The organism is Bacillus sp. RO1 (assembly GCF_012524115.1).
Lineage (GTDB): Bacteria > Bacillota > Bacilli > Bacillales > Bacillaceae_I > Sutcliffiella_A.
In genome coordinates this window covers 26,665-41,864 of sequence record NZ_JAAZWB010000052.1, presented here as the reverse complement: position 1 = coordinate 41,864, position 15,200 = coordinate 26,665, and the positions used below count along the sequence as shown (strand labels likewise).

Annotated in this window: 16 protein-coding genes, 1 tRNA gene and 1 pseudogene; 3 read left to right on the top strand and 15 right to left on the bottom strand. The window is 38.8% G+C overall.

The window, feature by feature from the left end; genetic code table 11:
- Positions 1-384: 384 nt before the first annotated feature.
- The 12 genes and pseudogenes from tig to HC179_RS06060 form a co-directional block, all read right to left on the bottom strand.
- Positions 385-1,671: a trigger factor gene (tig, locus tag HC179_RS06115; protein ID WP_168863536.1), complete on the bottom strand. Its 1,287-nt coding sequence runs from the start codon at positions 1,669-1,671 to the stop codon at positions 385-387.
- Between the two features lie 218 nt (positions 1,672-1,889).
- On the bottom strand, positions 1,890-2,894 hold the full coding sequence (locus tag HC179_RS06110; protein ID WP_168863535.1) for a tetratricopeptide repeat protein: 1,005 nt from the start codon (positions 2,892-2,894) through the stop codon (positions 1,890-1,892).
- 650 nt (positions 2,895-3,544) lie between these two features.
- A tRNA-Arg gene (locus tag HC179_RS06105) sits at positions 3,545-3,621 on the bottom strand.
- Between the two features lie 169 nt (positions 3,622-3,790).
- Positions 3,791-4,294: a metallophosphoesterase gene (locus HC179_RS06100; RefSeq protein ID WP_168863534.1), complete on the bottom strand. Its 504-nt coding sequence runs from the start codon at positions 4,292-4,294 to the stop codon at positions 3,791-3,793.
- 10 nt (positions 4,295-4,304) lie between these two features.
- Entirely contained in the window at positions 4,305-4,907 is a 603-nt protein-coding gene (locus HC179_RS06095) for an XTP/dITP diphosphatase (RefSeq protein ID WP_168863533.1), read from the bottom strand.
- Positions 4,900-5,670, bottom strand: a complete 771-nt coding sequence (rph, locus tag HC179_RS06090; protein ID WP_168863532.1) for a ribonuclease PH — start codon at positions 5,668-5,670, stop codon at positions 4,900-4,902. The genes HC179_RS06095 and rph overlap by 8 nt, the downstream gene beginning before the upstream one ends.
- 94 nt (positions 5,671-5,764) lie before the next feature.
- On the bottom strand, positions 5,765-6,850 hold the full coding sequence (locus HC179_RS06085; RefSeq protein ID WP_168863531.1) for a GerMN domain-containing protein: 1,086 nt from the start codon (positions 6,848-6,850) through the stop codon (positions 5,765-5,767).
- A 142-nt stretch (positions 6,851-6,992) separates the two neighbouring features.
- Positions 6,993-7,802, bottom strand: a complete 810-nt coding sequence (racE, locus tag HC179_RS06080; RefSeq protein WP_168863530.1) for a glutamate racemase — start codon at positions 7,800-7,802, stop codon at positions 6,993-6,995.
- A 9-nt stretch (positions 7,803-7,811) separates the two neighbouring features.
- A complete protein-coding gene (locus tag HC179_RS06075; RefSeq protein ID WP_063560031.1) occupies positions 7,812-8,267 on the bottom strand; it encodes a MarR family winged helix-turn-helix transcriptional regulator in 456 nt (151 codons plus the stop codon).
- A gap of 405 nt (positions 8,268-8,672) precedes the next feature.
- Positions 8,673-8,762 (bottom strand): annotated as a pseudogene (gerE, locus tag HC179_RS06070) (spore germination transcription factor GerE); the annotation flags it as partial.
- Positions 8,763-8,776: 14 nt separating this feature from the next.
- Entirely contained in the window at positions 8,777-10,351 is a 1,575-nt protein-coding gene (locus HC179_RS06065) for a recombinase family protein (RefSeq protein ID WP_168863529.1), read from the bottom strand.
- A 37-nt stretch (positions 10,352-10,388) separates the two neighbouring features.
- Complete coding sequence (locus HC179_RS06060; protein WP_168863528.1) at positions 10,389-10,571, bottom strand: hypothetical protein; 183 nt, start codon at positions 10,569-10,571, stop codon at positions 10,389-10,391.
- A gap of 335 nt (positions 10,572-10,906) precedes the next feature.
- On the opposite strand from HC179_RS06060, the gene HC179_RS06055 reads away from it, so the two are divergent.
- Both HC179_RS06055 and HC179_RS06050 read left to right on the top strand, forming a co-directional pair.
- On the top strand, positions 10,907-11,068 hold the full coding sequence (locus HC179_RS06055) for a hypothetical protein (protein WP_168863527.1): 162 nt from the start codon (positions 10,907-10,909) through the stop codon (positions 11,066-11,068).
- A 126-nt stretch (positions 11,069-11,194) separates the two neighbouring features.
- Positions 11,195-11,422, top strand: coding sequence for a hypothetical protein (locus HC179_RS06050; RefSeq protein ID WP_168863526.1), 228 nt, complete (start codon positions 11,195-11,197; stop codon positions 11,420-11,422).
- A 232-nt stretch (positions 11,423-11,654) separates the two neighbouring features.
- Here the strand turns inward: HC179_RS06050 and HC179_RS06045 are convergent, their stop codons facing one another.
- Entirely contained in the window at positions 11,655-12,338 is a 684-nt protein-coding gene (locus tag HC179_RS06045) for a hypothetical protein (RefSeq protein WP_168863525.1), read from the bottom strand.
- Between the two features lie 225 nt (positions 12,339-12,563).
- On the opposite strand from HC179_RS06045, the gene HC179_RS06040 reads away from it, so the two are divergent.
- Complete coding sequence (locus HC179_RS06040; protein ID WP_168863501.1) at positions 12,564-12,767, top strand: hypothetical protein; 204 nt, start codon at positions 12,564-12,566, stop codon at positions 12,765-12,767.
- Positions 12,768-12,943: 176 nt separating this feature from the next.
- Here the strand turns inward: HC179_RS06040 and HC179_RS06035 are convergent, their stop codons facing one another.
- Positions 12,944-14,887 carry an insertion element protein gene (locus HC179_RS06035; protein ID WP_113967751.1) on the bottom strand — a complete coding sequence of 648 codons (1,944 nt, stop codon included), beginning with the start codon at positions 14,885-14,887 and terminating at the stop codon, positions 12,944-12,946.
- Positions 14,880-15,122, bottom strand: a complete 243-nt coding sequence (locus HC179_RS06030; RefSeq protein ID WP_113967752.1) for a hypothetical protein — start codon at positions 15,120-15,122, stop codon at positions 14,880-14,882. The genes HC179_RS06035 and HC179_RS06030 overlap by 8 nt, the downstream gene beginning before the upstream one ends.
- Between the last annotated feature and the right edge of the window lie 78 nt (positions 15,123-15,200).

The window sequence follows — 15,200 nt, the reverse complement described above, 5'->3', positions numbered from 1 at the left end:
CCTAACATTTCTAATAATAATACTTTGGTTATGTATGGATATTTTAGAAGATGGGTCCGTACTATTGTATCCATGAATTCATTTTACTAACACAGTGATGAATGGAAAAAGCGGAAAACTTTACTTTTAAAAAAGTTCTGTTAAACACCGCTGGTGATTTCCGCAACGGGCTTCGCTTTCCTCGGGGCGCTTGCGGAGCATCCTCGGCTTTGCCTACGGGGTCTCCTATAACCGCTACCTCCCGAAGGAGTCTACGCCCTATGCTCCAATCAGCAGCTATAAAACTCTTTGAAATAAACAATATCCATTAACAGAGCTTTTAAAAAAGGTCTAGATGGTACAAAACAAGGCACGATCAAGTCGCGCCTTGTCTCTTATTCTCTATTATGCAACATCTTTGCTGTTTTCTACAAGGAAATCAATTGCTTTTCTGATTTTCAAATCTTCTTTAAGACCTTCCAAGCTACCTAATGCTTGCTTGATTTGGTCAACAGACATGTTGTACATTCCAGCCATTTTTTCGATCTCTTCGTTAGCTTCTTCATCAGTAACTTCGATGTTTTCAGCTTTAGAGATTGCTTCAAGCGTAAGGTTCATTTTCACACGCTTTTCTGCATCCTCTTTCATTTGAGTGCGAAGAGCTTCTTCATCTTGACCGGAGAACTGGAAGTAAAGCTCCATGTTCATACCTTGCATTTGAAGGCGTTGTTCGAATTCACGAACCATGCGGTCTGTTTCAGTTTTCACCATTGCTTCTGGAATTTCCACTTCTGCATTTGCAGCAGCTTTGTCCACTAGCGTGTCGCGTAGGTGGTTGTCAGCTTCTGTTTTCTTAGATTCTTCAAGACGTGCTTTAGTTTTAGCTTTAAGCTCTTCAAGCGTTTCAACTTCTTCGTCTACATCTTTCGCGAACTCATCGTCAAGTGCAGGAAGTTCTTTTGTTTTGATTTCGTGTACAGTTACTTTGAAAACTGCAGGCTTACCAGCAAGCTCTTCAGCGTGGTACTCTTCAGGGAAAGAAACTTCTACTTCTTTCTCCGCTCCAGCTGCAAGACCTACTAGTTGCTCTTCGAAACCTGGGATGAACGTGTTAGAACCGATTTCTAAAGAATAGTTCTCCGCTTTTCCACCTTCGAAAGCTTCACCGTTAACGAATCCTTCAAAGTCCATTACAACTGTATCGCCGTTCTCAACAGTTCCTTCTTCTTTTACAACAAGCTCAGCTTGACGCTCTTGAAGGCCTTTCAAGTCAGCTTCTACATCTTCGTCCGTAACGTTAGCGTCTAAACGCTCAACTTCTAATCCTTTGTACTCGCCAAGTTTAACCTCAGGCTTTACGATCACTTTAGCAGTGAAAACAAGCTTCTCGTTTTTAGCAATTGTTTCGATGTCGATTTCTGGTTGATCAACAGGCTCGATTCCAGTTTCAACAACTGCGTTAGAGTATGCAGTTGGAAGAATGATATCAAGAGCATCTTGGTATAAAGATTCTACACCAAAACGTTGTTCGAACATTCCACGAGGAATTTTCCCTTTACGGAAACCTGGTACGTTTACTTTAGTTACTACTTTTTTGAATGCAGCGTCAAGACCTTTATTAACTGTTTCCGCATCAACTTCAACTGTTAATACACCTTGATTACCTTCTAACTTTTCCCATTTAGCAGACATAATTTTCCCTCCAACATCTATTTTCAAAAAAGATAATGATTACACACTATCTAATCTGATGAACCACACATGGTGGTTGTTGTTTTCTACATTTTTGCTGCAAGTACACAGTCTTAAACACCCCTTGTTACAAGAGGTTAATCTAAGAACCTATATCGTATATACAGTTTACAACCCTTACATTATAACATAATCCCAGATGAGTTCAACACATAGCCTCATAATCGTAAATATGAAAAATCTTCAAGCTTATTGATCTCGCGTGTGACCGACTTCACTTCTAAAGCAGAAACCTGGTATTGCGCTGCCAACTCGTCATCGCTTACTTCCAAACCAAACAGTTCCACCCCAGCTCTATGTAAGCCAGCGGCCCATACTTCCGGTTTGTCTGGTGTGAATGGCATTGGAAATTGAACAGTATGTATTCGGACGAGCATTTCTTTTAAACCTTCGTATAATGAGGGGTTGTCACTTTCCACTTTATCTTCCAATATAGAAATAATTTCGTTTAAGAAAGGATCTTCTTCACCACTTTTTAAATTGGATGGAACAATGGTGGTTCGTTGACCCATTTTGCTTACTTCTGTTTCCTTGTCCCAGCCTTGTTCTATAAGAATGTGAAGCAAGAAGGTTTTGAGGACAGGGTGCTTTAGTTCATCCTCTAGGTATTGATGAATGTCAGCAATTAGAGGGCGAATGTTGCGGTGCTTCAACGATTGGATGAATTCATATTGTTTTTGGACATTCCCTTCATGAAGCAAAAACAATTCATCCTCTTGATCGTTATAATCTGGTTCCATTGATTCATTTTCTTCTGAAGGCAGCATCTTTCTAGCAAACTCCAGGAGCTGATAGAAATTTTGCGCATATTGTGCAGGCAGCTTGTCTTCTTCAAGAATTGCTTCAATCGTGGATTTGACCTCGGCATACTCTTTTAATTGAATGAGAATCGTTATGTATATCTGAAGCACATGAAAATAATCTCCAACATCTTCCCGGAGCATTTTCTTGCAACGGTTTTTTGCTTCTGTTAACTGACCGAGTTCCATATAGCAAACTACCATACCAAGCTCCACTTCCGCATAGGCATAGTCATTTTCACGGGCCTGTTCAAAGAGTTCCAACGCCTCGGAAAACTTTTTTTCTTTCATCGTTTGCATCGCTTTTTCCAGCAGTCGCTGTTTTAGATTAGGGAACTCCACTATCTTTTTTGGTTTTTTCATATGTAAGTAGCCGTCCTATTTTTATTGTTGTGAAATATTTGAAATAAGTTTATCAATGATTGGAGGGGAGCACAAGCGATAGGGGGTGGCACCTAAGTGTTGAGGAGGGAGGGGTGTCGGTAACCTTTTGGGTTTTGGGGAGGGCGTTCGGGCATCGAGACGGCTTCTCTCTTACCTTTTGGACTCTGGCGAAGGGCATTCGGGCATTGAGACGGCTTCTCTCTTACCTTTTGCGCTCTGGCTGTGGGCGTTCGGGCATTGAGACGGCTTCTCTCTTACCTTTTGGACTCTGGCGAAGGGCGTTCGGGCTTTGAGACGGCTTCTCTCTTACCTTTTGCGCTCTGGCTGTGGGCGTTCGGGCTTTGAGACGGCTTCTCTCTTACCTTTTGCGCTCTGGCTGTGGGCGTTCGGGCTTTGAGACGGCTTCTCTCTTACCTTTTGGACTCTGGCGAAGGGCGTTCGGGCATTGAGACGGCTCCAATACCTATTTTACCTTTCAGGAGTTTCTAACCGAGCTTCGGGCATATAGCCAACTCTGCCGCTCCATTACAATTACTTATAATAAAAACAAAAAACACCATGCCTGCATTTTCATCAACACTCTTCGAAAAAAGTGTCCATAAAAATGTGCATAGTGTTTTTAAATAAAGTGGCGTCCCAGGAGGGATTCGAACCCCCGACACACGGCTTAGAAGGCCGTTGCTCTATCCAACTGAGCTACTGGGACATAATTAAATTATGTACTCACCGATAAGAAATATTTACTAATTATCAGCAGCGACAAGATTTATTATATGAGATACATACATTAAAGTCAACAGTTTTTAAAAAACTTTTCTCAAATAATTTTCAACGACTATTTTTCTATAATAGAGAGAGGAATCCCCTCTCTCTTATCACTTTTCAAATGTATGGGAAGAAAGTTTTTCTCCCTTTTCATTATAGTAATGTACAAAATAACATGATTCTTTTACATCTAGTATAGCATAGGTTTTATTCCGTGTCATACGCGGTAGTTCAATGCTACCTGGGTTAATAAAGAGGATCCCATCAAAATATTCTGCCCCTGCAATATGAGAATGGCCGAAACATACAATATTTGCACTTTCCTCTTCAGCAGCATACTTTAATGGCAATAAAGAAGATTTAACCTGATACAAATGGCCGTGTGTAGCAAAAAGTCGTTGGTTGCCGATTTCCTTTGTTAATTGTTGAGGATAATCATCGTCAAAATCGCAGTTTCCCCTTACACCATAAAAGCCTTCCATTTCTTCGCTTGTAGAAGGAAGTTCAGAATCCCCACAATGGATGAATAAATCCACTTCCCCCTGATGACGGGATTTTATTTGCCGTAGCACCTCTGCTTGTCCATGATTGTCACTAACAATTAAAACTTTCATGCTTCCACTCCTAATTTTTGCGGGAAAGCAACTCCCACTGATTGGTTAACTCTTTAATAGCATTTCCCCTGTGACTAATTTCACTTTTTTCTACCTTAGAGAGTTGGGCCATCGTCCTCTGTTTCTCTTTCACATAAAAAATAGGATCATATCCGAATCCATTCTCTCCAATCGGTTCCCTGGCAATGGTTCCTTCACACGTTCCACGAACAGTAAATTTTTCACCATTAGGATTTACTACTGCAAGGACGCAAACAAACCTGGCCGTCCGTTTTTCATCCGAAACCCCTTCCATCCCATCGAGTACCTTTTGAATATTTTTCTTATCATCCTTTTCCATACCCGCATAACGTGCTGAGTACACACCTGGTTCACCATTTAATGCATCTACCTCGAGGCCGGAATCATCTGCAAGCACGATCTTTCCAAGGTGCTCTGACACTGCCTCCGCCTTTAACAAAGCATTTTCTTCAAAAGTTGTACCTGTTTCTTCCACGTCAGGTATTTCTGGAAAATCAGCAAGAGATTTTACCTTGAATCCTTTTGGTTCCAAAATCACTTGAAAATCCTTTACCTTCCCCGGGTTATTGGTTGCGATAATTATTTCAGTCATTTTTATTTTCTCCTTTTCCATTACCAATGATACTTTGTGTCAAATTTCCCAACGCTTTCTTTTGCTCTTCAACAAGATGTAATACACCTTCTTCAGCCAAGTCCAACAGTTCATTTAGCTGTTTTCTTGTAAAAGTTGCTTCTTCTCCCGTTCCTTGCAATTCAACCAGATCCAAAGAGCCGGTCATAATGACGTTCATGTCCACCTGGGCAGTGGAATCTTCTATGTAGTTTAAATCAAGTAAAGCTTGGCCATCTTCCATGACGCCAACGGATGTTGCTGCTAAAAAATCCGTAATAGGGAGACTTGTTATCTTCTTTGCTTCGACTAGCTTTTGAAAAGCAAGGACCATCGCCACAAAGGCCCCTGTGATAGACGCCGTTCTTGTGCCTCCATCCGCCTGAATGACATCACAGTCGATCCAGATGGTTTTTTCGCCTATTTTGTCCAGCTCTACAACAGAACGTAGAGCTCTGCCGATCAGTCGCTGGATTTCCATCGTTCTGCCGGTTACCTTGCCCTTAGTCGACTCCCGCATCGTTCTTTTTTCGGTTGCCCGCGGAAGCATGGAATACTCCGCTGTTATCCACCCTTTTCCCCCGCCGCGCATAAAAGGGGGTACTCTGTCTTCTATCGTGGCCGAACAAATTACTTTTGTGTTCCCTACACAAATTAATACCGATCCTTCAGGATGTGTGATGTAGTCCGTAATTATTTCAACCGCTCTTAATTGATTTTGCTCTCTACCATCTGATCTCGACATTCTTACAAGCTCCTTTTGTCTCCAATAAAATAAAGAAGAGGCAGCATAGCACCTCTTCTAATCATTCTTTCCTTAGTATAGCAAATTTCACACGTTAAAACCTGCCTGTGTTCACTTTTTCAGGGCGTGCGACAGGCTCTGAAATGTTTGTTCCATCTGTCGCCATCAAGTCGCCTTCTCCATCCACCGTAATGGCGATGCTTTCAACACCTGTTTGTTCTGTTAATGTCAGAACCAGCGAATCAACAATGGATTTCGATACAATTCTTCCTTCAAGGCCAAGGATAGCCTCATTAAAGTTCAATACCAGATTGCCATCAACCAGAACTGGCTCATCCAGAAGTGCCACTTCGTTCGACAGATCATTTGTTAAACCTGAAGTATGGGAAGGACCATTAATCAGCGCGTCTACAATCGCAGAAAATTTGTCTTTACCTTCCAAGCTTAGACGTGATGTCACAGGTACATAATACGGCTCTCCGTTACTGCTTTCCGCCATAAAGTACAATGTTACAGCACGAGAATTCATTAGATCTACCGCTTCAGCAGTGTTAAAATTGATTCCATTCGCTCTGCTCACGCCATCACCAATTGGCGTTTGATTTACCGGCATTACTGTTTGCTCATGTCCGTTCACCATGATTTGGACTTTTTCCACATTTTCAAACTGCGTCAGCGTCCAAGTGATGGCTTGCAGAATTCTTTCTTCGTCTGCCCCATCATAATTAGTGAATTCCTTTGAGAAGTCGGCAACGATGGTTCCGTCTTCTTTAAGATTTACGTCCACTTCCGTCCCAGCAGGTAATACGGCTCTAAAGCCATTTGGAAGCAATTCATCCACCGGACCTCCGGCAACTAAGTATTCTAATGCCTGCTTCGCGACTTCATTGGTTTTTGGGAGCTCCAATGTTTGCGAAACAACATATCCATTACTATCAATTAAGTATAGTTCTCTTTGCACATTTTCCGAAACAGTTGCCTCTTCCCCATCCGTTTCTTCACCAGTTGTTTCATTCTCTGCACCAGTTTCACTTGCAGCATCATCTACATATGAAACATCTTGCGGAATATCCTCTTCTTTTCCTGCCTGCTCGTCACCTCCAAATAATCCGCATCCAGATAACAATACAGAAGAAGCAAGCACGGCAGCAGCAGTCAATTTCACTTTTTTATGAGACATAGGTTTCCCTCCTAAGACGGTTTGTACTACTATGTATACGAGCTATTCCAAAAAATAGACCGAGCTTTAGAAAAAGTTTTGTCCCACAAAAATAAACGCAAAAAAACAGGACGAAAAGTTTCCGTCCTGTTTTCAACATTCTTTATATCTCAATCGGATCCAACACAATCGTCTTTACATTCTCGATTGGCTGTTCGAAAAGCTTACTTGCTATCTTTTCAAAAAGCTCTTTCGATCCGGTTGTGTAAAATTGATGATTTTCAGTTAACTGTGTTTTATTCAAAAGTTTTTTGAAGTTGAGAATGGTACTTACTTCACGGGCTGTTTCATCACCCGAACTGATCAGTTGAATACCATCTCCCATTACAGCTTGAATAGTAGGCGTTAGAAGCGGATAATGTGTACAGCCAAGGATCAGTGTATCAATCTCCGAACCTTTGAAGAGATGTAGAGTATCTTCTACAATTTCCTTTGCACGTTCTCCTTCAAATTCGCCACTCTCTACTAGCGGTACAAAGTTTGGACACGCCAAGCTTTCTACCTTTACTTCATTGTTAATGGATTTCAAGGCATTGGCATAGGCACCACTATTGATCGTCCCCACAGTCCCAATCACACCAACCTGATAATTGGCTGTAACCTTCAAGGCTGTTCTTGCACCCGGGTCCACCACTCCAATGACCGGAATATCTAATTGCTCTCGTATCTCATCTAACACGACAGCAGTAGCTGTGTTACAGGCAATAACAAGCATTTTTATATCATGGGTCAATAAATACCTTGTCATCTCCCATGTATAGAGACGAACTTCATCGACAGGCCTTGGTCCATAAGGGCAACGCGCTGTGTCGCCTAAGTAAATAATGCGCTCTTTCGGCAACTGACGCATAATTTCCTTCGCAACTGTCAGCCCACCAACACCAGAATCAATAACTCCAATTGGTCTTTGCAACTAAATCCCTCATTCTTTCATTTCTAGATGTAATCGTGCTAAACATTTTTCTAACATGAAAATTTCATCTTTGGAATAGTTCTTTAGTATGTTTTGCAAATAATCCTGACGCTTTTTCACTACCTCCGCGATAATGCGCTCTCCTTCTTCTAAAAGATGAATTCGTACCACGCGGCGGTCGTTAGGATCTTTCACACGTTGAACAAGTTCATTCTTTTCCATACGGTCCACAAGGTCAGTGGTCGTACTGCAAGCTAAATACATCTTTGTAGACAATTCACCGATTGTCATATCTCCACCCTCTAAAAGCCATTGCAACGCAACGAACTGTGGAGGGGTTATAGTGTAATTGCTTAATATTTCGCGACCTTTTTGTTTTACTAAAGTCGCTATGTATCTCAACGATTTCTCAATATCTGCAACTAATTGCGGATCCTGCAATACTGCTTCATTCTGATTTGTCATTCTCGACCCTCTTTCTTCCCTTTTTCTTTTATCTAAGCTCTTTTCTCAAGAATTGTTGCTAATCCTCTTAAAAAGTCGGCAATTGGACTTTTTACCATATATCTACTTTAATTTACGCATGCAGCTATTCTCGTTAATAACAAGAAAAGAGCACGACAGTAAGGAGTAGAACGAGTTACTTATTAATACGTCAAGCAACAAAGTTACGAAAACAGCCTTATCTGAACATAGATGTCATGTAGTCACAGTGTCAGTTAAGTATATTTTCTTATGTTTTCATATAAAATGCAAGATGTAAAGGCTTTTAAACATATTTGCCCACATAGAAATACTTGGGTTTATTGATAGATAAATAACCGACTACCACTCATAACTGTATGGTTAGATGATAGTCGGCGGTTTAAGTTAAAGCTCTAATTCTCCCATGCGAAGAAGCTCGACAACTGCTTGGGAACGCCCCTTCACTCCCAGCTTTTGCATAGCATTCGAAATGTGTTTTGGTGGCATAACTAAAATTCCCCAAGTGGGGTATATACTTTTGTATGTCCTTCATTATTAACTTCAATCCTATGGATCAGTTTTTTTAGGGTAGTATTTAATTCTTTAATATCTTTGTGATCGAGTTCCTTTAACTCATCAATTGCTTCAAGGATTGCCCTCTTTATCTCTTCGTTACTTTCAATTATATCTCCTACCGGTTGCAGTTGTTTCATCTGCTTTTGGAGTTTGGTAATTTCCTTTTCCATTTCCTCTTTTTCAAAATTATATTGTTCTTTGTCTATCTCCTCATTTTTCAAGTCCTTTCTAAGTTCAAAAAGATATCTTCTATTTTTTGTTATTTCTTTTTCTAATTTTTCAATCGTTATGTGAGAGGAAGGGGTAGGCTTTTTTTGCTTTTTCAGTTCCCTTTCAATCTTTTCTTCTATATTAATAGTAGATATATGTTTACTAAACTGTTCTTTTACATTTTGTATGAGCTGTGTTTTATAATCTTCTAGCGGCAACCACAAACCGTTCTCACACGCCACTTCGCCTTGGCGACGCCGTTTTGAGCAAATAAGATAGCGATATACTTGTCCGTTTTTACCGGTCTTTCCCGCCTTCATGCTAACTAAATTGCTTCCACAATGCGCACATTTGATAATATCTGCTAAGGGGTTAACCTGAACAATTCTTACGCCACCTCGACTGCCTTTGTATCGCGATTGTCGGATTTTTTGAGCTTTATGAAAGACTTCGTCCTCAAGGATAGCTTCCCAGTTTTTCTCTTCGTTTCGGAGCCACTCTTCTTTTGCTTTTTGTACTAATCGCTTTTTCCGATCTTGCATGTTGTTTAAATCATCATACCGTTTTTCCACGGTATATTTGTTGTAAACATTGCATCCTATGTAAGCTTCATTTTGCAAAATCCGTTGAAGGGTAGTAATACCCCAAAGTTTATTTGTCGGAGAAGGGATGCCGCGTGCGTTTAAATAATTCGTAATCTGCTTTTCCCCCATGTCTTCGTTCACGTAAAGATCATAGATCATCCGGACAATTTCGGCGTCCTTTTCGACGATTTCCAATGTTTTGGTCTGATTGACCACAACCTTTTTATAGCCAAATGGAGCACGACTGCCGGTAAAGTTCCCTTTTTTTGCGCTCATACGAATACCAGATCTACTCCGAAGCGAAACATCTTGCGCGTACTTTTCATTCATCATGGAAAATAGCGTGAATTTCATATTGTCTTTATCGACAGAGCTGTCGTAATTTTCGTCTATCGCAATTAAACGTATGCCAAGCGCGTCCACTAGGAGCTCTTTTACGTTTAGCGCGTCTGCTGTATTTCGGGCAAAACGGGAAAGAGAGGCAAAAATAATGGTTTTGAAGTAGCCCTTTTTGGCATCTTCAATTAAGTTTTGCATATCTTCTCGTCCCATAATGCTTGTTCCGGATGAGCGATCTTCATAAAAGAAGGCAAGGTCCAGATTTTCAGCAAATGCTTTTTCAGAACATAGCATTCGCTGATTTTCTGGACTGTCTTTTTGTGCATCATGCAGCGTACTTACCCTCACATAAGCTGCTGCAGTGTTCGATTTCATATCCTATCACCTCTTAAAATGATTCCTTATCTATCCATTATAAGCCTAAGCCTTTTCGTTTAGATATCGCTTTTTTAATGGTATGATCTACCAACTCTTCTGCCAGTTCTGCTGCTGTTTGTTCATCTAATGAAGGATGAAAGGAAAACGTATACTTTTTCGATGGCTTTTGAAGGTTCTGTTCGTTCTCTTCTTTATGATTCTTCTCTTTTTCCTCCATGCGTAATCCCCTCCCCTAACTAACATATGCAGATTTGGGCTCGTATGATTAATTAGGAGAAAAATAAAAAGCTTCCTATGCTTTGGAGACTTTTTGTATGGCTTTATCAACAAGGAAGGCGACAACCTTCTGTTGCAGCTCTTTCGCTTTCTTTTCATCGGTGATAGACGGATTCTAGCTGCTTTGTCAGTCTAAATCACCTTATGACACTATGTGAGGTGATGAAGTTGTCCCAAGTCGTACATTATTACTAACTTACCTTTTTCTGTTAAAATTCTCTTGCTAATTGTAACAATTCCAATATACTAAAAAAACAAACTAAGGGAGGTGCAAATATGTGCGAAAAAATTGTAAAGATAAATGTTTTAGAAATTGAGCGATTTGAAAACGACCCTGAAATGCAAAAAATGTTTGAGGAATCAGAAAACGATATTGAAGAAGGAAAGGTTATTACAACGAAAGAAATGATTGAAAATATAAGATGTGGTGAGATATAAAATTCACTTTCTTAAAATCTAACCTTTACACTTTTATAAATGATTTTGTAACATATAATTTAATTACTTAAGAAGGAGTTCGGCTTAATCATAAAAAGTGAATAGTTATAAAGAGGTGATAAAAAAATGCCATCATTTATTGAAAATGTTGAAACCATGAGTTCCCTTTTGTATCCCCATGAAAAAGAAGCTTTATTAAAATGGAATGCAAAATTAAAAGACAGGTCATGCACTGTTTCTGAGGCATTGATCTACCAAGAAGCCTGTCAAACGCTAATAAAAACATTAAAGGAAAGAATAAAAAAAAGCGAACTAGAAAAGAAATTAACTGAAAAAAATAAACAATACGCTTAAAAAACTACCTCTAATTCAATTAACGGGTTTACTTGTGAGGTGCAAACAGACAAATATCATATAAAATCTCATAGCTAATCACTGACAAAACACTTGGTAATACACAAGGTAAATCACACAAAAAAGGACCAACTTTTGATAAGTCGGTCCTTTTTACCACCAATTATTTTCTTATTTAACTAAAGCTCCCGTTAGTTAAATAAGAAAGTAGCTAGCAGATTGGATTTTTCCTCTAAAGTTTATATTTTTTAAAAGTTTTATTTGGAGGAAGATCTACCGATTCATCAGGCACATAACATTCTCTATCATGATAAGGCATTTCTAACTCTTCCCATTCAAAATCATCTTCAACACATTTAATGAATAAATCATATCCCTCGCCATCAGAAGGCATTAGACCTAATCTGGTTTCTTCATTCTTTAAGGCAACATCAATCGCCTCTTTTAATTCCAATAAAGATGTTCGATTTGCAATAAGGTAAGCGTTACTATGCCACATTTGTTGACCAAAAATGTGGCACATAGGCATAGGTTCATTCTCATCATAAAATCTATTTTTAACTACATGGTTTAAATGTTCGATTACCTCTTCAGGACTATCTACATCTAAATACACGTCCATGCCACTTTCCCAATACCTTTGTCCTCCACCCCAAAACTGCGAAACAAAGTCATCATATAAATCATTATTTTCCACAAACAAATATCTTTCCAAGTCGTCTTCTAAATCCTCGAAATAATAACTGTGAATGTTTTTTTCATCCCTTTTATAAATAAAATGATAAAGATTACTCACCATTTTTTTACTTACCAACAATTCAAAGTTATATTTCTTTGCCTTTTTAGGCTTTAATACTCCATTGACAAAAGGTGTCTCTGGAATATAAATAGCTGTAAATAACTTTTCATTAGCCATTGTTTAATCACCTCTTAACATCTTATTATACCTTCATATCCTGAAGTAATATGCACCTTTAGTTTTATAACTTCTACAAAAAAGGATGCTACTCCTTATTCTTTAAGGAAAGCACCCGATTGTTTAAGTACATTTGTTCACAAAATTAAGTTTTTTATTTTTTGGAGTATAAGTTTAAATGCCGTTACAAATAATACCCCTATAACAAATTAGGGGGTTAATAAAATGGAAGAAGCACCCACAAGTAATAATGGAATGAGCACAAGTAATAATGAAATGAGTACATCTACTAAGATAAACCTTTCAGGTCTTGGTATTGGAGCAATTGTACTAACCACTGTTTATACGGCGGTTTTGGCTTCACAGTTAATGGCTACCAAGCATAAAGTCGATTACCTTTATTACAAAGAATTAACACAAAATAAATAGCTAATTATAGACGGTGCTTTTTTCACCGTCTTTTATTTAAATAAAACAGAATTTGAACTAACCTGCTTCGTTAGTTGAAGAACTGATTTTTCTTAATCTTATATTTAGTTTAACATAAAATCCCAAATAACCTTCAAAAAAAATCATCCTATTTCAAAAGGATGACCTCCATTAGCTTATTTAAAGTATAGGATATCGTTTAAAGTAAATTGCTTATCCGTTAATCCTAATTTTTGTGCTGGTGTTAGCCTTTTCTTCTTAGACACTTTATTTGCTAAACAAAAGTTGTAGTACGTTCTAAGAATGGTCAACGCCATTTGAGCATATTTAGGATTGAAATTTGCATAGATATAACTTTTTCCCTTTCCTCTCGCCGTCACTAGGGGTCTTTCAAGAATGGATAGCCGCCTTCTGATTTGTTGCATAAAGTTGTTTGTTGGACGATCACTGATTTTTAAAAGCATATTTGCAATGTGTTCGGTGTCAAAGTCACTTAAATCCGTTGTGCAATCAACGGAGAAGTATCCTTTGTCAGTTGGAGGTAGTGGATGTTCAATCGGATTTTTTGCCCACACTTTGAAATTTAAGGAACCGTCGGACATTACCTTATGAAAAGAATGTTTTTTCAAGTCCATAGCTAATTTGATAGATGCGATTTTCCTTACCGACCCCTCGTTGACCCCATTCATTTCCGCCCAATCTTTAAGGTGCTTTATTGCTTGAATATGCTCTTGATAAGCATCTGGAAGGTTTTTATTACGGTCAATTTTGGCAAGGAAGTGGTGGGCTTTAGATGAGATGAATTCATCATTAAATACCCGATAAAAGGCGTTCATAATTGTTTCGTCCTCATCTGAAACGAAACGCCACTTTTGACTTTGTAACATTTGTTTGAGCAACCAAAGGTGGGCAGTCACTGTGTAACCTGATTTAACGTGAAGTCCATTAATATAGTTCTTTCTTCGCATAAATTCATCACGATATGCGTGATATTCAGCCATTGTTTGAGTATCGTTTTCTGTTGGAGGCTGCGGCGAATGCGAAAACCTTAAACGAGCATTCTTCTTTGAGAATTCGTGTAGATGGTCTTCTCGGTAGTACCTTGTATCATCATCCACACCCTTTAGGCTGACATCCCAATCATAAGCAATATCAGAACGAAAAATATAACCCGTATCAATATCTCCTGTTACGATGATATGCGTTTGAAGCTGCTTGTCTTCAAGGTTATCGTATCGAAATCCTCCGTGTCCTTTTTGCCTTACATTGTTCAAATAATATAAGAGCTTATCTGTGTTAAGCCAAAGCGAGTCAAATTGCATAGACTTTAGTGGCTTTTGTTCGTGACGTTCAAGAAATTCAAGACACCTTCGATAGAGCCATTCTAACTTGCGGTAATAAGTTAAAGGAGAAATATTAAGAGCTTCGCAAGTACGAGTAACAGGCGTGCGATTGATAAGCATTTTGGCGAATCGGGGCATTATTTCGTTTCTCTTTTGGTTGAAACTAAATGATTCCCTTCGAGCGGGCAATACGTTAGTCATCTTTTTACAGGATTTGCATTGCCATTTTTTAGAGCCACCGCTACTTTTCCCTCGTTGATAGAATTCTTTTGGATTATCAAAAGGATTTGCTTCACCGTTGGAACAATCGTCTTTATGAAAGATATATTCAGGCTCAATATCTTTGACCTTATCTAATGTTGCTAGGCGTTTAATCTCTTCGGCAACAGACCAATTAGATATAGGCGTAACAGTACATTTGTGAGATCTCGTTAGTTCGGTAGGATCTGGATTACATACAATTGCATCGTCTTTGTCTTTCCCACGACTACTTAACTTATAGCGACTTGGCTTATTCTTAATCTCATCAAACTTCTTTTGTGGCAAGCCGAACCAAGAACAATAAGGATTTGTGCAATAATTAAACTGTAAAATATGATTTTCACCTTTATAAGTGAATTCAATCGGGTCAAACAGCTTGTTATATCTTCTCGCAAAGCGTCTGGGATTAAGAAGGGGGTAATCCAACTGTCGGTCCAATAATTCTTGAGAAGATAGAGGGTCCTTTACAACAACAATATCATCAGTTGGTTGAGCTAATCGTTTTAATTTAGCCAACGTTTTCTTCCTTTACATTTCGAATTTGACTGAGAATACGTTTGTTAAAACGTTTGGACTTAACCCATTCAATGAAATCCTTATCGTCAATGATGTTTTTAAGGAATTCATCAACCACTTCATCTTCCGTAAACTCCAAGTATTCCGCATAATATTTCACAATATAGCGGGTTTGTTCTGAAATCTTCCAATCGACGGACTCGCTGTTCTTATTTTTGGGCTTTAAAAACTTCATTTGCTTTTTCCTCCATATATTTCACAGTATAAATCACATTCAAATTCACATACCTTACAATAATTATTTCCATATATG